The sequence below is a fragment of the Pseudomonas sp. genome (genome assembly GCF_049301935.1).
In the GTDB taxonomy this organism is placed as follows: Bacteria; Pseudomonadota; Gammaproteobacteria; order Pseudomonadales; family Pseudomonadaceae; genus Aquipseudomonas.
On record NZ_JBAQLP010000001.1, the window covers coordinates 15,686 to 32,848 of the forward strand.

12 protein-coding genes and 1 tRNA gene are annotated in these 17,163 nt (G+C 59.8%); 6 read left to right on the plus strand and 7 right to left on the minus strand.

Going from position 1 to position 17,163, the window contains the following annotated elements:
* Window positions 1–18 precede the first annotated feature (18 nt).
* The 4 genes from WA145_RS00055 to WA145_RS00070 form a co-directional block, all read right to left on the minus strand.
* Window positions 19–2,172: an AIPR family protein gene (locus WA145_RS00055; protein WP_422579605.1), complete on the minus strand. Its 2,154-nt coding sequence runs from the start codon at window positions 2,170–2,172 to the stop codon at window positions 19–21.
* 783 nt (window positions 2,173–2,955) lie between these two features.
* Entirely contained in the window at window positions 2,956–3,645 is a 690-nt protein-coding gene (locus WA145_RS00060; RefSeq protein ID WP_422579606.1) for a type II toxin-antitoxin system HipA family toxin, read from the minus strand.
* Window positions 3,605–3,901, minus strand: a complete 297-nt coding sequence (locus WA145_RS00065) for a helix-turn-helix domain-containing protein (RefSeq protein WP_003284007.1) — start codon at window positions 3,899–3,901, stop codon at window positions 3,605–3,607. The genes WA145_RS00060 and WA145_RS00065 overlap by 41 nt, the downstream gene beginning before the upstream one ends.
* A 97-nt stretch (window positions 3,902–3,998) precedes the next feature.
* The gene (locus WA145_RS00070) at window positions 3,999–5,375 is read right to left on the minus strand and encodes a tyrosine-type recombinase/integrase (RefSeq protein WP_422579607.1); all 1,377 of its coding nucleotides are present in this window, start codon (window positions 5,373–5,375) and stop codon (window positions 3,999–4,001) included.
* Between the two features lie 185 nt (window positions 5,376–5,560).
* Here WA145_RS00070 and WA145_RS00075 point away from each other — a divergent pair.
* Window positions 5,561–5,637, plus strand: a tRNA-Lys gene (locus tag WA145_RS00075).
* A 652-nt stretch (window positions 5,638–6,289) separates the two neighbouring features.
* Here WA145_RS00075 and mnmH read toward each other — a convergent pair.
* The gene (gene mnmH, locus WA145_RS00080; RefSeq protein ID WP_422579608.1) at window positions 6,290–7,399 is read right to left on the minus strand and encodes a tRNA 2-selenouridine(34) synthase MnmH; all 1,110 of its coding nucleotides are present in this window, start codon (window positions 7,397–7,399) and stop codon (window positions 6,290–6,292) included.
* Window positions 7,399–8,433: a selenide, water dikinase SelD gene (gene selD / locus WA145_RS00085; RefSeq protein ID WP_422579609.1), complete on the minus strand. Its 1,035-nt coding sequence runs from the start codon at window positions 8,431–8,433 to the stop codon at window positions 7,399–7,401. Before selD ends, mnmH begins: the two co-directional genes overlap by 1 nt.
* Before the next feature lie 170 nt (window positions 8,434–8,603).
* Here selD and WA145_RS00090 point away from each other — a divergent pair, with 170 nt between their 5' ends.
* From WA145_RS00090 to phnE, 4 genes are read left to right on the plus strand one after another with little or no spacing between them, the layout of a single operon-like run.
* Complete coding sequence (locus tag WA145_RS00090; protein ID WP_422579610.1) at window positions 8,604–9,455, plus strand: putative selenate ABC transporter substrate-binding protein; 852 nt, start codon at window positions 8,604–8,606, stop codon at window positions 9,453–9,455.
* Window positions 9,452–10,249, plus strand: coding sequence for a phosphonate ABC transporter ATP-binding protein (locus WA145_RS00095; protein WP_422579611.1), 798 nt, complete (start codon window positions 9,452–9,454; stop codon window positions 10,247–10,249). Before WA145_RS00090 ends, WA145_RS00095 begins: the two co-directional genes overlap by 4 nt.
* Window positions 10,243–11,070 (plus strand): PhnE/PtxC family ABC transporter permease, encoded by an 828-nt coding sequence (locus tag WA145_RS00100; protein ID WP_422579612.1) that lies wholly within the window; start codon window positions 10,243–10,245, stop codon window positions 11,068–11,070. Before WA145_RS00095 ends, WA145_RS00100 begins: the two co-directional genes overlap by 7 nt.
* Window positions 11,067–11,834: a phosphonate ABC transporter, permease protein PhnE gene (gene phnE / locus WA145_RS00105; protein WP_422579613.1), complete on the plus strand. Its 768-nt coding sequence runs from the start codon at window positions 11,067–11,069 to the stop codon at window positions 11,832–11,834. Before WA145_RS00100 ends, phnE begins: the two co-directional genes overlap by 4 nt.
* Before the next feature lie 558 nt (window positions 11,835–12,392).
* Here phnE and putA read toward each other — a convergent pair.
* On the minus strand, window positions 12,393–16,334 hold the full coding sequence (gene putA, locus WA145_RS00110) for a trifunctional transcriptional regulator/proline dehydrogenase/L-glutamate gamma-semialdehyde dehydrogenase (protein WP_422579614.1): 3,942 nt from the start codon (window positions 16,332–16,334) through the stop codon (window positions 12,393–12,395).
* Window positions 16,335–16,874: 540 nt separating this feature from the next.
* Between putA and WA145_RS00115 the strand changes: the two genes are divergently transcribed.
* Window positions 16,875–17,162 carry a hypothetical protein gene (locus tag WA145_RS00115; RefSeq protein ID WP_422579615.1) on the plus strand — a complete coding sequence of 96 codons (288 nt, stop codon included), beginning with the start codon at window positions 16,875–16,877 and terminating at the stop codon, window positions 17,160–17,162.
* Window position 17,163: the final 1 nt, after the last annotated feature.

Here is a 17,163-nt window from a genome sequence, read left to right on the forward strand (position 1 = left end):
ATAAAGACAGCAACCAATTCAACGTAGATTAAACCCCTCTTGCTCCAGCCGTTTGAGTGTCTTCATCAGGGCAGCTGCCTGTCTGTCTGATGGCACCCACCCCCCCCTAGACGCAAGACGCACCAAATCTGCCTCCTTACCCACTAAAGGGCTAAATCGTTTCGCCCAGTCACTCAGGCTCTGCCAGCAACCAGCCTGACTCAGGGCAACCACCTCCAAAACCGCATTGATGACTAAATTTTCTTTAGCATCACCCACCGCATTTTCGTGTAACTTTTTCATTTCAGTTTTTGGTATAAGTTCATTACCAAGATCTTTAGAAAGAGGAATTGATAACGCTTTAACTTTATTCCAGCAGTCCTCCTTCTTACACCACTCGCCTACGTTCATATTTTGTACAGGTGGCGTCGTTATAGCTGCAGATACAGATTTAGCAATTGTTTCGAGCTGCTGTGAAAGGACAGCTGAAACTCCCTGCCTTGACCAAATCAAATTTAAATTAATGGCGAAATCATTAGTCAACTCATCAATCATTGACACAAGTTTTGCAATAGTATACGTGACTATCTGAGCGCGATACCCACCCTCGTACCATGATTTCTTGGCAGCAGACACTAAACCTTCAACAAATCTAAATAAAATGGCTTTAGCAATTACTTCTTTAAAGTAGATTTCATTGTCAAATTTATTACCATCATCCCCATAGTACTTATCAATGTACTCAGCGAAAGCTAAAAAATTCTTTTGAGCAGCACGACTTACAATATGCGGCTGTTTTCTCCACGAATTTTCGAACTTAGCCAGATCCGTCTTGGTTATAAGTTGGGCGCGCGGATGATTACGCTGAAATAATCTTTTATCTCTTATTGTCATTTTCGATTGCGCGTTAACGTATTGGCCTCTTGCGCGCTCATAGAACCAGAAAGTATTAAACGTCGCACCAGCCAGCCTAGGCGCTGGAATATTTCTCGAATGTCTTTCAATCGCCCGATGAAATGGATGATTTGAAAAGAAGTCGACGTCACTGACTTTGTTTTGCGAATTTGAGTACCTCGCAATCTTCTGGATCATTTCATCCAGCTTCTCTGTATCTTTAGCAAGCACGACTGATAGTTTCATAGGTACTTGTATCATACCAAGATCAGCATTGTCTTTTCGCTTGGCAACATGTAGAGAAGCGGTCGTTTGGCCACCATTAACAATTTGAAGGTATTTTACGGAACGTAATTTAGGCCCTTCTTCAGTTTGAATAATGTCAGCGCATGTAGCAGTTGCTGATATCCCATTATTAAAGACAAAAAATTTATCCGGCTCAGTCCGTATAGTTTTCTGAATACCTTTATTTGTCTTTACTGAAGTATTCAAAAATGAACGAACATTACCCTCCAGAAGCCTACTACCATAGCGATCATAAATTTTCACTAGTGCGTCACCTGGTATTACAGCTAGGTAACTTTCGTAGTCTTCTGTTTGACTTGCTCTGAGGCATGGAAGCCCACCGCCAACAAACTCTGTGAAGTTAATTTCTAGCTCTTCAGCTCCAAGAGTCGAGGATGACACTGCCTTGAGTCGGCCCACATCCCATATGTGATACTCAATCGGAACACCGTCCAGCTCGTCAACCGGTAGGTCCTTTACTCGATCACTAAGGACTGCGTCGGTAATCAGATATAGTCGATATCTACTAACTGATCTGCTGCCGTCGACTTTCTGGGCATGCAGTTGCTCAATACTGTCAGATATCTCTCTTGTTTGAGAGGATTTACCAAGGGTCGAACTCCAGACCTTACCTGATGAAGACTCCTCAACGAATGCCTTCAATTGAGCAAACACGCTATCGACTCGCGTTTTCGTAATGGTTTCGAGTTCGTTTTCACCCTTGAAGTCAGCTATCAGCAAACGAATGGAACCATCTGCCTCATCTAGTTCGTAGCCGTCCAAACGAAGCTTCTTTTGCTTGTGCCCAACTCCAACCCCGTGACACGGGATGAAATCTTGAAACTCTTCTGCATCCGACAATCGTTCGCCGACCTCGCATACAAATGCAAAGTCGAGCTCTGCAATCTCGGTCTGCCCAGAGGCGCGGACTTGAATCGCCTCCAGTAGTCCACGTCGAAAGTCCTCCAGCTCCATGCCTTCAGCTATTTCTTTGAATTCCTCTACTAAGCCCATGCTCTTTCTCTCCATGAGGCAATGATCATCTTGGCTTCCTGGATTCTCACCAGCTCAGTACGTACCATTGCTAGGACTCTACCGGTGACAGCTGCCTAATGGAATCATTCCAGTACGTGACTTCCTCAGCAGCACACCTGGCTTGATAAGCCTTGATGTCACCATGCTCTGCAGCAATCTTTGCGAGACGGACAGCTTGCTCACGAAGCTCAGTAAGTGAGAGACCAAGGCTCTTCGGTGTTTTCTTGAAGACACCCAGCTTGTTCTTCTGCTCGACTCCTTCATCACGACGGCGGTAGTAGGCTTCGACAGCCCCTGAAGCACGGCACTCGAACAAGATTGACCCGCTACCTCGGCCAGGTAGCGAGTCGGTGGCAGTCTGACCAGGCCGTAACGCCCTCAGCTCCACATCCGTTACAAACTTCCTACTGCTCGTCTTGCCCGATGCGTCTGCCATATTGCGTACCGTTTTGCGTACCGTTTCTTAGGGCATGACAGGCCACACCCGGAACCAAGGGGAAACACCTAACCCCTTGAATTTAGGGTAACGCGCTAAATCGGCTTTTTTCGGGAGACGCTGGGAAACGACCAGAAACGTGCTTTTTACTGCCTCTAGAGCCGTGCATGCTGAAGTCAGCCGCACATACCGAGCCAGCTCTTCTGCATGCTGCTGCGCCACCTGTGGATGACAAGACGTGAGGCCAAGTCCATAACCTCGTCATGAATCGGTCGGCGAAGCATTCAATCCTCCCTGCTATACCTGTACGCGAGGCAGCCTATCGCTTATCCAAGTCGAGTCCGGATTTGCTCCAATGCAGCCTGTATCTCCGCTTCCTGCTGCCCTGCAATATCAAGTTCACGACACAACCCGCGCCAACCTGACAGCGCATCAAGCGTCTGCTCGATGTACTGATCCACTTTTAAAAAGCTGAAAGTCTCACAGACTTTGCGCAACGCCTTGCGTGTTGGGAGCCCTGCTCCGGCAAAGGCTGTCGTGTGCTCATCAGCCATGCCACGCACCCGCGCAAAGGTCAGGTCATAGGCAGGTGAAAGCACCCAATGCCCTTGGTCAAACAGGTACGCGAAGTTTTTGGAATGGTCATCGTGATTGTGCGCGAGCGCATTGAAAACCATCAGTCGCGCCATGCTCTCGACCTCACCGGCATGCCCGGTGATGGCCCAGGTGGCGCGTAGCAGGTCGCCGTAATCCAGCGATGGCGCGCGGTGGTCGGCGTACAGAATGCCGCATGCGGTGAGCATGTGAATCTTGCGCTCCCCGTCACGATCAAAACGCTTCGCCGCGAAGAAGCGCTCAACACCGCTCTCGGTTTGTACTTTTAAAAGTGCAGGCTCCGCCATTTCGACCCCAGCACGCCGAGCCATTTGCGCGTAGGCATACCCGCGAGCAGCACCTCGACCGAGGCCACGTTCTTCATTTACGCCCCCGGACTCGTCCGCTCTGCTTGAGCTCATCCAGCGAGACGGGCTGCGCCTGCGTAAACAACCCAGACAGCTGCTGCGCCACGCCCAGGGACGAGGCCAGCAGCACCATCGCGTCCAGGGTGATTTGCCCAGTCGTTTCAAAACGCTTGATGGTCGATTCTGAAACCCCGGCCCGTTCGGCCAACGTCTTGCGCGAAAGGTTCTGCGCCAAACGCAGCACGCGAGCATTCTCGCCGACCTGCTGGGCCAGTTCGCTTGGAGAGAAAAGTGTATGGGTGAGTGCCATCAAAAACGCCTTACCGGCCACATATTTATATAAAGATAATAGACCAGATTTAGACCATTAAACTCACAAAACAATAATAAAGGATCATTTATGAGCTTTAGTAATCATCGGGATCATCTGGCGTGACCGCCTCCATTCGACGCCCGTAGAACGCCACCCAATCTTCATCGCCGAACTCCCGGCACAACAGCCCTTTCAAAAAGCCGTGCCACTCGCCAAGAGCCACGGCCTTCTCATCGAAATAGGCATAGCGGTCGTAGATGGCATCCACCGACAGATCGGTGTGGCTGAGGATGCGACTGCGCACATCCTTACCCAACCCTTGGCGGGACATGTGCGTGGTCGCACTACGGCGCAAGTCATGCACGGTCGGACGCGGGTAATCCTCCGCGACCCGCAGCAAGCTCTCTTCCTCAACGCGATCTTTGTCTTTCACATAATTGTCGTAGAAGCGGCGCATCGCGCGGTTGAGCGAGGGCTGCGTCTGCGGCTTGGTTGGCCAACGCCCTGGAAACACATACTGCCCCGGGCTAGGCAACGCTTTGCTGTCAGCCCAACGCGCGGGATCTGCCGCCACCACTTTCTGCACCTGCCGCTCACGCAGGTATTTCAGAATGCTCAGCACATCCTCCGACAGCGGGATGGCGACGGGATTGTTATTTTTCTCGAACGTACCCGAGCGATCCCAGATAGCGTCTTCAAGGTCGATGTCGATCCAGCGCATCTGGACGATCCGACCTGAACGCTGCGCGAGCATCAGACTGAGCATCAAGGCGAAACGGGTGTTCTGAGTAACGGTAGGCTCAGTTAAGCGGTGCAGAAACCACACCAGCTCGTGCCGATTGAGGCTGCGCTCGCGCGTTTTCTCCTTGGCCACGCTCTTCATTTTGACCAGCGGTGTCGCGTTAAGGATTTCGCGCTCGACGCAGAAATTGAACATCGTGCGCACCACGGCCAACATACGATTGGCCTGCACCGGAGCCGTTTTGGCCTTGTCATCGAGCAGCGCGACCACTTGCTTGCGCGTGACATCTTGAATTTTCGTGCGCCCCAGATGCGTCACGAACTCGCGCTTCAACATGCGCTCATCCTCACGCCAGGACTTCTTGTTTTTCCGTGCCCAGCCCAGATAGCTTTCAACGGCCTCTTCAAGGGTGGAGCTGGTGCGGTACTCGGTCAGTTCTACAATCTTCTTCTGCCCGGGATCGACACCCTGCTTGAGCAACTCGATGGCTCTGGCTGCTTGGACACGCGCCTCCGACAGGGACAGATCGGGGTATTTGCCGAGGGTTAGACGTCGCGCCTCGCTATGAAAGCTGTAGAGCAAGATGAAACTTATGCATGTCTTGTTGACCCGCACCCCGAACGTACCGTGCCCAGGCATGGGTGGATCGAGGATATCAATACGCCCTTTGTTCGGGTCATACTTGAGCCGTTTTAGGGTGTGTTCGTTCATCGCGGTGCGCATCGTCATACCGAAATCCTGACCGTTTCCGGGGTAGGTTTGGGGTAGGATTATAGCGCCCGGGGTAGGTTTGGGGTAGGGATTTGACTACTTATTGAACAGCGGATATATTCGCTCCTGAAAGCCAGCAAACACGTTAATAGCTAGCTAATTCAGGCATTTATAAAAAACGTTAAGCTGTGAATTCTGCTCATGCAGGCTGTGGATAATGTATGTGTGTCACTGACTTTTAATCAGTAGGTCCCGGGTTCGATTCCTGGTGCCGGCACCATACAAATCAAAGGGTTACGTGAAAACGTAGCCCTTTTTTGTGCCCGGAATTTGGCTTGGGGTAGGTTTGAGAGAGGGTTTTACCCCCCGCCATGCTGGTTAGAAAAATACGCGCCAGCCTCAATAGCATTCGTCGTGAATAACTGCTGGCAGGCCTCACCCGGCAGCAGATTTCATAGCCACCCCAAAACGGCCAAACATAGTTTTGCCCATCTTGAGGGAGATTCATGATGAAGCCCTTTCTCGTCCGGATGGCGTAATGTGGGCACTTGCACAGCCCGAGAGAGCTGAATGGTGTGAGTGAGCGGGTCGACAGACCTGACTCTGGATCACTGCACCATCGGGCAACTTGTTATGGTGGCTGTATACGGAGCGCTCCGGCGCGCTGAGTTCCTAGCGTCTCGGTCTTCCACACCCGTGTACAGCCGCCACCCATCATGTGGAAGTGATGTTGGCGGCCTCTTAAAACTCTAGAGGCGAGCTTATGCACAAGATCAATTCAACTCCTGCCACAGCCAGTTTCACGGCATTAAATGCCGATGAACATGACTGCCTGCTCGGCTACCGGAGTGATGCGAAAGCCAGCTGCTTTTAACGCCGTATCGGCAACGCAGGTAGTTTTTCAACCGCCTGTTAGTGATGCATGCCCTGCCTCAGCCAACCTGGCGACTGGTCTTGCGCTCGGTCAGGTAGGCGATAAGCGCCGCCTGGTCGCCGGCAAACTCGATCCGCGCCGCTTTGCTCTCGCGCTGGTAGGCGTACATGGGGTCGTAATACTCAAGCAGCAGCCCGGCGATCCAGCCACAGTGCAGTTCAACTGCCCCGCTACGCTGCTGCTCGACCAGCGCCGCCTGCATGATCGCCAGCAACCGCTGATAACGCTCACCACCAAGGCGCCGCTGGATATTGCTCAGGCTTTGCAAGAGGCGTTCGGCGTAGAGGCGAAAACCCTCTTCTGCACCATGCAGGGCGATAAATTCGGCGCACAGGTTGACCACATAATCGCCCAGGATACGCTCGACACGGCCCTCGAAACTGTCTTCCAGCCACACCAGCGGATAGTTCTGCATGCCCTGGTGCAGCTCCAGCGGCAGCGAGCAGCTGCCGACCAGGCGGCTCTCGTCTTCCAGCACGAACTGCACGGTGCCGGCAGCGCGCTGCTTGAGGATGTCGATGGCCAGGCGGTTCTCGAAATCGATCTGCCCCGGCTGGCCAGTGGCGCGCTTGCCGAAGCTGGAGCCGCGATGGTTGGCGTGGCCTTCCAGATCCAGGCTGTTGCCAAGTTGGGCAATCACCTCGGTCTTGCCGGTGCCGGTCATGCCGCCGACGATAACGAAATCACACTCGGCCACCGCCTGCAGGGTGGTTTCCAGCAGGAAGCTGCGCATCGCCTTGTAGCCGCCGATCACCCGCGGATAGTCAATGCCGGTCTCTGCCAGCCACTGCTGGGTGATCTGCGAGCGCAGGCCACCACGGAAGCAGTACAGGTAACCCTCGGGGTTGGCCTTGGCAAAAGCGCTCCAGGCCGCAACCCGCTCAGCCTTGACCGCGCCGCCGACCAGCTGGTGGCCCAGGGCAATGGCGGAGTCCTGGCCATGCTGCTTGTAACAGGTGCCGACCTTCTGCCGCTCGATGTCGTTCATCAGCGGCAGGTTGACCACGCCGGGGAAGGCGCCCTTGCTGAATTCCACCGGGGCGCGGGCATCCATCAGCGGTCGGTCGTTGAGGAAGATGTCGCGGTAGTCGCTGCTGTTGTCGCGCATCAGAGCACCTCTACCGCATGGCTCTGTCGCGCGACCAGCTTACCGATAGGCGAAAGATTCAGACCCATTTCGGCGGCCACGGCGAGGAACTCGGCTTCGCCTTCCGGGGTAACGGCAATCAGCAGGCCACCGCTGGTCTGCGGATCACAGAGCAGATCGCGCTGCGCGTCGCTGATGGGCGCGATCTTCTCGCCATAGCTGTCGTAGTTGCGCAGGGTGCCGCCCGGTACGCAACCTTCGGCCAGGTAGTAGTCGACCCCCGGCAGGCGCGGTACGGCAGCGTAGTCGAGCTGGGCGGTGAGATTGGCGCCATCGGCCATTTCCACCAGATGGCCGAGCAGGCCGAAGCCGGTGACGTCGGTCATGGCCGTTACGCCGGTCAGCTTGCCGAAGCGCGAACCGGGCTTGTTCAGGGTGCACATCCAGTCGCGCGCCAGGCCGACATCCTCGGCACGCAACTTGGCCTTCTTCTCGGCGGTGGTAAGGATGCCGATGCCCAGCGGCTTGGTCAGGTACAGCTGGCAGCCGGCGGTGGCGGTGTCATTGCGCTTCATATGGCGCTTGAGCACCACGCCGGTGACGGCCAGGCCGAAAATCGGCTCCGGCGCATCGATGGAATGCCCGCCAGCCAGGGCAATACCGGCCTCATCACACACCGCGCGGCCGCCGCGAATCACTTCGCGGGCCACTTCCGGCGCCAGCAGATTGACCGGCCAGCCGAGAATGGCGATGGCCATCAGCGGGTCGCCGCCCATGGCGTAGATATCGCTGATGGCATTGGTGGCGGCGATGCGACCGAAGTCATAGGGGTCATCGACGATCGGCATAAAGAAGTCGGTGGTCGAGACCACCCCGCGCTCGTCGTCCAGGGCATACACCGCCGCGTCGTCACGCGAGGCATTGCCGACCCACAGTTTGGGGTCGAGGTTCTGCGCGCCACTGCCGGCGAGGATCACCTCCAGCACCTTGGGCGAAATTTTGCAGCCGCAGCCGGCCCCGTGGCTGTATTGGGTCAAACGGATCGGCTCGCTCATCGGTAACGCTCTCGGCAAATCGGAAAACAGGTCGCGGATTCTAGCAAAGCTGGCCTTTAGCGCGGCGCCCCATATAATCGCGCCACGTCGACTACCTTGACTACGCGCAGCCCGCCTGTTCGCTGGCCTGCCATTTAGAACCTTTTCCGCTATTGAACCGGAGAATCTTCATGCTCAAACGCACCCTGGCGTTCGCCGCCGGCTTTACCCTGTGCCTGTCCGCCAACCTGGCTCAGGCTGCCGAAACCCTGCGCGTCAGCGCCATTCCGGATGAAGCGCCGACCGAACTGCTGCGCAAATTCAAACCGCTGGGTGCCTACCTGGAGCAGCAGCTGGGGATGCAGATCGAGTTCACCCCGGTCGCCGACTACCCGGGCGTGGTCGAGGCCCTGGCCACCGATCGTCTGGACCTGGCCTGGCTCGGCGGCTTCACCTTCGTGCAGGTACGCCTGAAAACCGGCAACGCCATTCCGCTGGTACAGCGCGAGCAGGATGCGCAGTTCACCAGCACCTTCATCACCGCCAACCCGGACGTGACCTCCCTGGCCGACCTCAAGGGCAAGACCTTTGCCTTCGGCTCGGTATCCTCTACCTCCGGCAGCCTGATGCCGCGTTATTTTATGCTGCAAGACGGCATCAAGCCGGAAAGCCATTTCAGCCGCATCGGCTACTCCGGCGCACATGACGCCACCGCCGCCTGGGTGCAGGCCGGCAAGGTCGACGGCGGCGTGCTCAACGCCAGCGTGTGGGACAAGCTGGTGGCCAGCGGCAAGGTCGATAGCAACAAGGTCAAGGTGTTCGCCACCACCCCGACTTACTACGACTACAACTGGACCGTGCGTGGCAGCCTCGACCCGGCCCTGGCCGAGAAGATCAAAGCCGCCTTCCTCGCCCTCGACCCGGCCAATCCGGAACACAAGGCGATCCTCGACCTGCAGGCCGCCAACCGCTTTATCGAGACCAAGCCTGAGAACTACAAGGGCATCGAGGACGCTGCGCGCGCCGCCGACCTGCTGAAATGACCCTGCGCCTGTCCGGCGCTCGCCTTAGTCACGGCAACGCAGTCCACGCCCTGCGCGGCGTGGATGTGCACATCGCCGCTGGCGAGCGCGTCGCCATCATCGGCCCGTCCGGGGCCGGCAAGTCGAGCCTGCTCAACCTGCTGGCCACTGCCCTGCAACCCAGTGGCGGCGCGATTCAGGTGCTCGGTGAGCAGCCCTGGCAACTGTCCAGCCGCCAGCGCCAGCGCCTGCGCGCGCGCATCGGTTTGATTCATCAGGCGCCGCCACTGCCGGCACGGCAACGGGTGGTCACCGCCGTGCTGGCCGGCAAACTCGGCCAATGGAGCCTGGGCAAAAGCCTGCTCAACCTGCTGCACCCGCTGGACATCCCCGGCGCACGCCGCGAGCTGGCCAAGCTGGACCTGGCCGACAAGCTGTTCGCCCAGTGCCAGCAACTTTCCGGCGGCCAGTTGCAGCGCGTCGGCATCGCCCGCGTGCTGTACCAGGCGCCGGAACTGCTGCTGGCCGATGAGCCGGTGTCGGCCATGGACCCGGTGCTGGCCGAACACACCCTGAGCGTGCTGTGCCGGCATGCCGAACAGCATGGCGTGACCCTGGTCGCCAGCCTGCATGCGGTGGAACTGGCCCTGGCGCACTTCCCGCGCATCATCGGCCTGCGCGACGGGCAGATTCTCTTCGACCGCCCCGCCGCTGAGGTCGACCAGGCGCAACTCGACGCGCTGTATGCCAACGAACAACTGCTCTCGCCGCCCGTCCCCAGCGTGACCCTGAGTTTGCAGATCCCACGATGCTAAGCCGCGACAGCCGCGCCCCCGCCGCCCTGCCCCGCCTGCTGCTCACCCTGCTGGCGCTGGCGCTGTTGTGGCCGGGTATCCAGCTCAGCGAGCTGGACCTGGGCGTATTGCTGCAAGCCGACAGCCAGAGCGAGATGGGCCGTTTCGTCGCCGCCTTCTGGCCGCCAGCACATGACGCGGATTTTCTCCAGCTGCTGCTCGAGGCCACCCTGCAGACCCTGGCCATTGCTACCGCCGGCATGGCCTTGGCGCTGCTGCTGGCGATTCCGGCCAGCCTGCTGGCCAGCCGTGCGCTGTCGCTGTCCGCCGCCTCCCGTGGCGGCCGGCCCAAACTGCTGGCGCAGTTGCTGCGCTGGCCGGTGCGCGGCCTGCTGGTCTTCCTGCGTAGCGTGCCGGAAATCGTCTGGGCCCTGCTGTTCGTCCGCGCCGTCGGCCTCGGCCCCACCGCCGGGGTGCTGGCCATCGCCATCACCTACAGCGGCATGCTCGGCAAGGTCTATGCGGAAATCTTCGAGTCGGTCGACCAGCGCCCCGCCCACACCCTGCTGCAGGCCGGCAGCGGCCGGCTGGCGGCATTCGTTTACGGCATCCTGCCGAACGCCGCCGCCGAGCTGACTTCCTACACGGTGTACCGCTGGGAATGCGCAATCCGCGCCTCGGTGGTGATGGGCTTCGTCGGCGCCGGCGGCCTGGGCCAGCAGATCGACCTGTCGATGCGCATGTTCGCCGGTGGTGAAGTGGCCAGCATGCTGCTGACCTTCCTGCTGCTGGTGCTGCTGGCCGACCAGCTCAGCCGCGTGCTGCGCGGGCGGCTGGCATGAATCGGCTGATAAATCTGCTGTTGCTGTGCGGCATCGCTGCGGCGGTAATCGCTTCGTTTATTTACCTGGGTATCGACCTCGGCGCGCTGGCCAGTGGCGACAGCCTGGGGCAGATGGCCGGCTATGTGCGGCGCTTTCTCAGCCCGGACCTGAGCGCCGAGCACCTGACGGCCATCAGCCGTGGCGCCCAGGAAACCCTGGCCATGTCGGCCCTCGGCACCCTGCTCGCGGCAGTATTCGGCCTGGTGCTGGCCTTGCCCGCCGCCGGGCGCTTCGGCTGGCCGCTGCAAAGCGCCGCGCGTTTGCTGCTCAATGCCCTGCGGGCAATTCCTGAACTGGTGTGGGCCGCACTGATGGTGCTGGCCGCCGGCCTTGGCCCGAATGCCGGCACCCTGGCCCTGGCCCTACACACCGCCGGGGTGCTCGGCCGGCTGTTTGCCGAGGCGCTGGAAAACACCCCCAGCGCGCCCGCCGAGGCCATTCGCCTGCAGGGCGGCAGCCAGGTCGCGGCGTTCTGCTACGGCACCCTGCCCAACCTGTGGCCGCAGCTGTTGGCCTACTGCCTGTACCGCTGGGAAAACAATATCCGTATGGCCAGCGTGCTCGGCTTCGTCGGTGCCGGCGGCCTGGGGCAGATGCTCTACGTCAGCCTTAGCCTGTTTCAGGAGGCCCAGGCCAGCACGGTGATCATCGCCATGTTGCTGCTGGTATTGGGCGTCGATGCGCTGAGCAACTGGAGCCGGCAGCGCTGGATTCGGGCTTAGTTGTGGGTTTGTCTGAGCGCGCTATTGCCGACAGCGCAGTCTTTGTAGGAACGGGCTTGCACGCGAATCGACGTCAACCCATAAACATCGCGGACAAGTCCGCTCCTACGGGTAAAGCGGCAGACCGTAGGATGGGGCACCCGCAAATTGACCTGCCGTTAACCGAACAAAGGTGCCGTGACCCATCATCGATATTCGCTCCAGCAACGGATACAGACATAAGCCACCGATGGGTATCGCTGCGCTCAACGCCATCCTAGGGTTAGCCGCTCTTGCAGGATTTCGCGCAGAGTTGAACGTCTAGAGAAGAAGGAAGTAAAGCGGGCGGCCGATGTGGAACGGAGCGGGTAGCTCCGTTCCTGCGCCGCCGGGTAGGCGAGCGCAGCGCATCGAAATGCCAGAGGGGAAGAAACGCATCGTACCGGGCGGGTAGCCCTCCGTTGCCGGATGTACGACGGGCGCTGCAGTGCAGCATCAGGCACCTGGGCAAGGTGTCTGGGGGTGAAGCCGGTGTTGCCAACTGCACCAAGCGGCGGACCGCTCAGGGCAGGATGCTCGTTAACCGATGGTCATCAGGCTGGCGTTGCCGCCGGCCGCTGCGGTGTTGATGCTCAGGGCATGCTCGATCAGCAGGCGCTCCAGCGGGATATCCGTCTCGCCTTTGTGCAGACCATGCACACCGATGATGGCGCCAGCACGCTGAGCCGCCAGTTGACAGACTTCGCGCAGCTGGTCGGAGTCACCATGATGCAGGATGGCGTCGAAGCGGCTGTCACTCTCACTCCACTGGCTGAGCACTGTGATGCGTTGCTGCACGGCCTTGGGCAGTGCGGCAAACAGCTCGCGGGTCAGCTCGCCTTCCTGCCACAGCACCTGGCAGCCCACGGCCAGGGCCGCCGCCAGTTGCACCAGCAGGTCACTGCGCTCATCCGCCAGGCACAGCACCTGCTCACGCGGCAGCAGGCTGTAGCTGTTGCGCTCACCGGTCGGGCCGTCAAGCATCTGCACGGTGCCACTCTGCGCCAGCTCGACGTACTGCGCGCTCAGGGCGCTCAGGCTCGGCTCATGCTTGGCCGCCCACTCCTGCAGCGCCTGGATCACCTTGGCCTGCGCCGCTGGGCGCTGGATTTCGCCACTTTCCTGCTGCAGCTGCTTGGTCACGGCATCCTGCGGACGGGTCGCCAGCAGGCGGTACATATACAGCGGGCCACCGGCCTTCGGACCGGTGCCGGACAGGCCTTCGCCGCCAAACGGCTGCACACCGACCACGGCACCGACCATGTTGCGGTTCACATACAGGTTGCCGACCTTGGCGGTGTTGACCACCTGGGCGATGGTTTCATCGATGCGCGTGTGCACGCCGAGGGTCAGACCGTAACCGCTGTCGTTGATCTGCTGCAGCAGTTTGCCCAGATCGGCACGCTGGTAGCGCACCACGTGCAGCACCGGGCCGAAGATCTCGCGCTGCAGCTCATCGAAGCTGTCCAGTTCGATCAGCGTCGGCAGCACAAAGGTGCCGCGCTTGATCTCGTCACCCACGGCGCGCGCGGTCTGGAACACCTTGCGGCCCTTCTCGCGCATCTTCTCGATGTGCTGGTCGATATTGCCCTTGGCTTCAGCGTCGATCACCGGGCCGATATCGGTGCTCAGGCGCTCCGGATTGCCCAGGCTGTATTCAGCCATGGCGCCCTTGAGCATATTGATCACCCGCTCCGCCACGTCTTCCTGCACGCACAGCACGCGCAGGGCCGAGCAGCGCTGGCCGGCGCTGTCGAAGGCCGAAGCGACCACATCGACCACCACCTGCTCGGTGAGCGCCGAGGAATCGACGATCATGCTGTTGAGCCCGCCGGTTTCGGCGATCAGCGGAATGGTGCGGCCCTGGGCATCCAGGCGACCGGCGAGGTTGCGCTGGATGATCCCGGCCACTTCGGTGGAACCGGTAAACATCACGCCACGCACCCGCTCGTTGCCGATCAGGCCGGCGCCGACAGTTTCGCCACGGCCCGGCAGCAGTTGCACGGCACCGCTCGGGACACCGGCGTCGAGCAGGATGCGCACCGCCTGCGCGGCGATCAGCGGGGTTTGTTCGGCCGGCTTGGCCAGCACGGTGTTACCGGCAGCCAGAGCGGCGGCCACCTGACCGCTGAAGATCGCCAGCGGGAAGTTCCACGGGCTGATGCACACCACCGGACCCAGCGGGCGGTGGCTGTCGTTACTGAAGTGATTGCGGGCCTGCGCCGCGTAGTAGCGCAGGAAGTCCACCGCCTCGCGCACTTCGGCGATGGCGTTGGCGAAAGTCTTGCCGGATTCACGCACCAGCAGGCCCATCAGCTGCTGCATTTCCGCTTCCATCTGGTCGGCGGCGCGATCCAGTACGGCGGCGCGTTCGGCCGGCAGGGTCGACTGCCAGATCTGCCCGCTGGACACGGCGCAGAGCACGGCGTTGCGCACATCCTGCGCGCTGGCCTCATACACATGGCCGACGATATCGCGGTGATCCGCCGGGTTGCGCAGCGGCTGCGCCTCGCCCAGTTCAGGCGCCTCGCAACCGAGCAGCGGCATGGCCTTGTAGACGGTGTTGGTGCTGCTCAGCAGCGCCGAGGACAACGACCCCAAGCGGTGTTCATTGGCCAGGTCGATGCCTTCGGAGTTCAACCGGGCGGCGCCATACAGCGCACGCGGCAGGGCAATACGCGGGTGCGGCAGGCCGAGGCCGCCTTCTTGCGCCGCCATCTGCTCCACTTGCAGCACCGGGTCGAGCACCAGCTCCTTGATCGAGATGCTGGTGTCGGCGATGCGGTTGACGAACGAGGTGTTCGCGCCGTTTTCCAGCAGACGCCGCACCAGGTAAGCCAACAGGGTTTCATGGCTGCCGACCGGGGCGTAGATACGGCACGGACGGTTCAACTTGCCATCGGCCACCTTGCCCACCACCTGCTCGTACAGCGGCTCACCCATGCCATGCAGGCACTGGAACTCGTACTGACCGGGGTAGTAGTTCTGCCCGGCCAGCTGGTAAATCGCCGACAGCGAGTGGGCGTTGTGGGTGGCGAATTGCGGGTAGATCGACTCCGGCACGGCCAGCAGCTTGCGCGCGCAGGCGATGTAGGAAATATCGGTGTACGGCTTGCGGGTATAGACCGGGTAGCCTTCCAGACCTTCGACCTGGGCGCGCTTGATCTCGCTGTCCCAGTAGGCGCCTTTGACCAGACGGATCATCAGGCGATGGCGGCTGCGCTTGGCCAGGTCGATGACGTAGTCGATCACATACGGGCAGCGCTTCTGGTAAGCCTGGATCACAAAGCCGATACCGTTCCAGCCGGTCAGCGCCGGGTCGAAGCACAGGCGCTCCAGCAGATCGAGGGAGATTTCCAGGCGGTCGGCTTCTTCGGCGTCGATGTTCAGGCCGATGTCGTAGTGCTTGGCCAGTTTGGTCAGGCCCAGCAGGATCGGGTACAGCTCGTCCATCACGCGCTCGTGCTGGGCACGGCTGTAGCGCGGGTGCAGCGCCGAGAGTTTGATCGAGATGCCCGGACCTTCGTAGATACCGCGACCATGGGAGGCCTTGCCGATGGCATGGATGGCCTGTTCATAGGACGCCAGGTAGCGCTTGGCGTCTTCATCGGTCAGCGCGGCTTCACCGAGCATGTCGTAGGAGTAGCGGAAGCCCTTGCTTTCCATGCTGGTGGCATTGGCCAGGGCTTCGGCGATGGTTTCACCGGTAACGAACTGCTCGCCCATCAGGCGCATGGACATGTCCACGCCTTTGCGAATCAGCGGCTCGCCGCCCTTGCCGATGATGCGGTTGAGCGAGGTCACCAGGCCGGCCTCGTTGTGCGTGGCCACCAGCTTGCCGGTGATCAGCAAGCCCCAGCTGGCGGCGTTAACGAACATCGACGGGCTGTTGCCCAGGTGCTGGCTCCAGTTGCCGGTGCTGATCTTGTCGCGGATCAGCGCATCACGGGTGGCCTTGTCGGGAATGCGCAGCAGCGCTTCGGCCAGGCACATCAGCGCCACACCTTCCTGGGAGGACAGCGAGAATTCCTGCAGTAAGCCCTGCACCAGGCCCTGACGGCCGCCGGCGCTCTTCTGGTTGCGCAGCTTCTCGGCAATGCTCATGGCCAGCTTGTTGCTGGCCTCGGCCATGTCCTTGGGCAGACGCGCCTGCTCCAGCAGCATTGGCACCGCTTCGGTTTCCGGACGGCGATAGGCGCCGGTGATGGCAGCACGCAGTACCGACTGCGGCAGGATGCTTTCGGCGAAGTCGAGGAACACCTGCAGGCCTTGCTCGCTCAAGGTCTCGACCGACTCCTCACCGGCGACTGCCGCGAGGCCCGAGTGCTCGGCCGGGGTCAGACCACCCTCGATCTGCTCGAGATAATTGAAGATCGCCTGCTTGATCAGCCAATGCGGCGTGCGGTCAATCGACTGCGCAGCCTGCTTGAGGCGATCACGGGTTGCATCATCGAGCTTTACGCCAAGGGTGGTGGTAGCCATTGGTTTGTCCTGTATGGGCTGGAGCACGGCAAATAATCGTCGGAAGCAATTTTTAACATCGCCCCGCGACGACCCCGAAGGGGTGGCCACCATGGGTGGCGGGTCACAAAAATCTGCCGAGAGATTAAACCTCAGAAGGCGCAAGGTGCAACTAGGTGAAACCAAACAACAACGCAACTTTTACAACCCACCGACCACCTCAAACCCCTTTATTTCAGGGGTAAACCTCAAGCCTGACGCGGCTCCCCGGGAAAATCCACACGGGCGAGGTAAAACGGTCGTTTTAAAAAAGCACGCATCTTCCGACGACAGGTACAACCGGAAAACCACAAAGTTGCACCTCAACACTCACGCCAATCTATATGAGCAAAGCATAGCCGCAGCCTTCGCGCACCACAGCCGACGGAGGGCTTGCCCTGCCCAAGGCAACTGACCACAGGACAATATGCAGGGCCCACAGGCTTACACCGGGCAAGGAGCGGATAGCCGGCCAGGGTAGTGCCGCGCTAAGCTCAAGGCGGGACTCACAAGGAGATGACCATGACTGCCAAGGAAGCGCAATTGACCGAGTTGCTCAGCCTGTCCACGCGCACCCTCACCCACCTGACTGCCGCCATTACCGCCATGTCGTTTGAACTGCTCAACACCCAGGACAGCGCGGTAAACGCCACTGCGCACAAAATGATCGAGCGTATGCTGATGATCAATAGCGAGCTGGACCGGCAATGGCAGCTGGTCGGCCAACTGGCCGGCACACCACCACAGCCCAGCAACGCGCTGGAGCAGGTGGTGCTGCAAAGCCTGGAAACAAGCGAAGACGAGCGCTGAG

Excerpts from the sequence above, each read along its gene's own strand:
- WA145_RS00115 (WP_422579615.1), top strand. The coding sequence starts at position 16,875 with ATGACTGCCAAGGAAGCGCAATTGACCGAGTTGCTCAGCCTGTCCACG.
- WA145_RS00070 (WP_422579607.1), bottom strand. The coding sequence starts at position 5,375 with ATGACGATGCGCACCGCGATGAACGAACACACCCTAAAACGGCTCAAG.
- phnE (WP_422579613.1), top strand. The coding sequence starts at position 11,067 with ATGAATCGGCTGATAAATCTGCTGTTGCTGTGCGGCATCGCTGCGGCG.
- WA145_RS00095 (WP_422579611.1), top strand. The coding sequence starts at position 9,452 with ATGACCCTGCGCCTGTCCGGCGCTCGCCTTAGTCACGGCAACGCAGTC.
- selD (WP_422579609.1), bottom strand. The coding sequence starts at position 8,433 with ATGAGCGAGCCGATCCGTTTGACCCAATACAGCCACGGGGCCGGCTGC.
- WA145_RS00090 (WP_422579610.1), top strand. The coding sequence starts at position 8,604 with ATGCTCAAACGCACCCTGGCGTTCGCCGCCGGCTTTACCCTGTGCCTG.
- WA145_RS00055 (WP_422579605.1), bottom strand. The coding sequence starts at position 2,172 with ATGGGCTTAGTAGAGGAATTCAAAGAAATAGCTGAAGGCATGGAGCTG.
- WA145_RS00065 (WP_003284007.1), bottom strand. The coding sequence starts at position 3,901 with ATGGCACTCACCCATACACTTTTCTCTCCAAGCGAACTGGCCCAGCAG.
- putA (WP_422579614.1), bottom strand. The coding sequence starts at position 16,334 with ATGGCTACCACCACCCTTGGCGTAAAGCTCGATGATGCAACCCGTGAT.
- WA145_RS00060 (WP_422579606.1), bottom strand. The coding sequence starts at position 3,645 with ATGAGCTCAAGCAGAGCGGACGAGTCCGGGGGCGTAAATGAAGAACGT.
- mnmH (WP_422579608.1), bottom strand. The coding sequence starts at position 7,399 with ATGCGCGACAACAGCAGCGACTACCGCGACATCTTCCTCAACGACCGA.
- WA145_RS00100 (WP_422579612.1), top strand. The coding sequence starts at position 10,243 with ATGCTAAGCCGCGACAGCCGCGCCCCCGCCGCCCTGCCCCGCCTGCTG.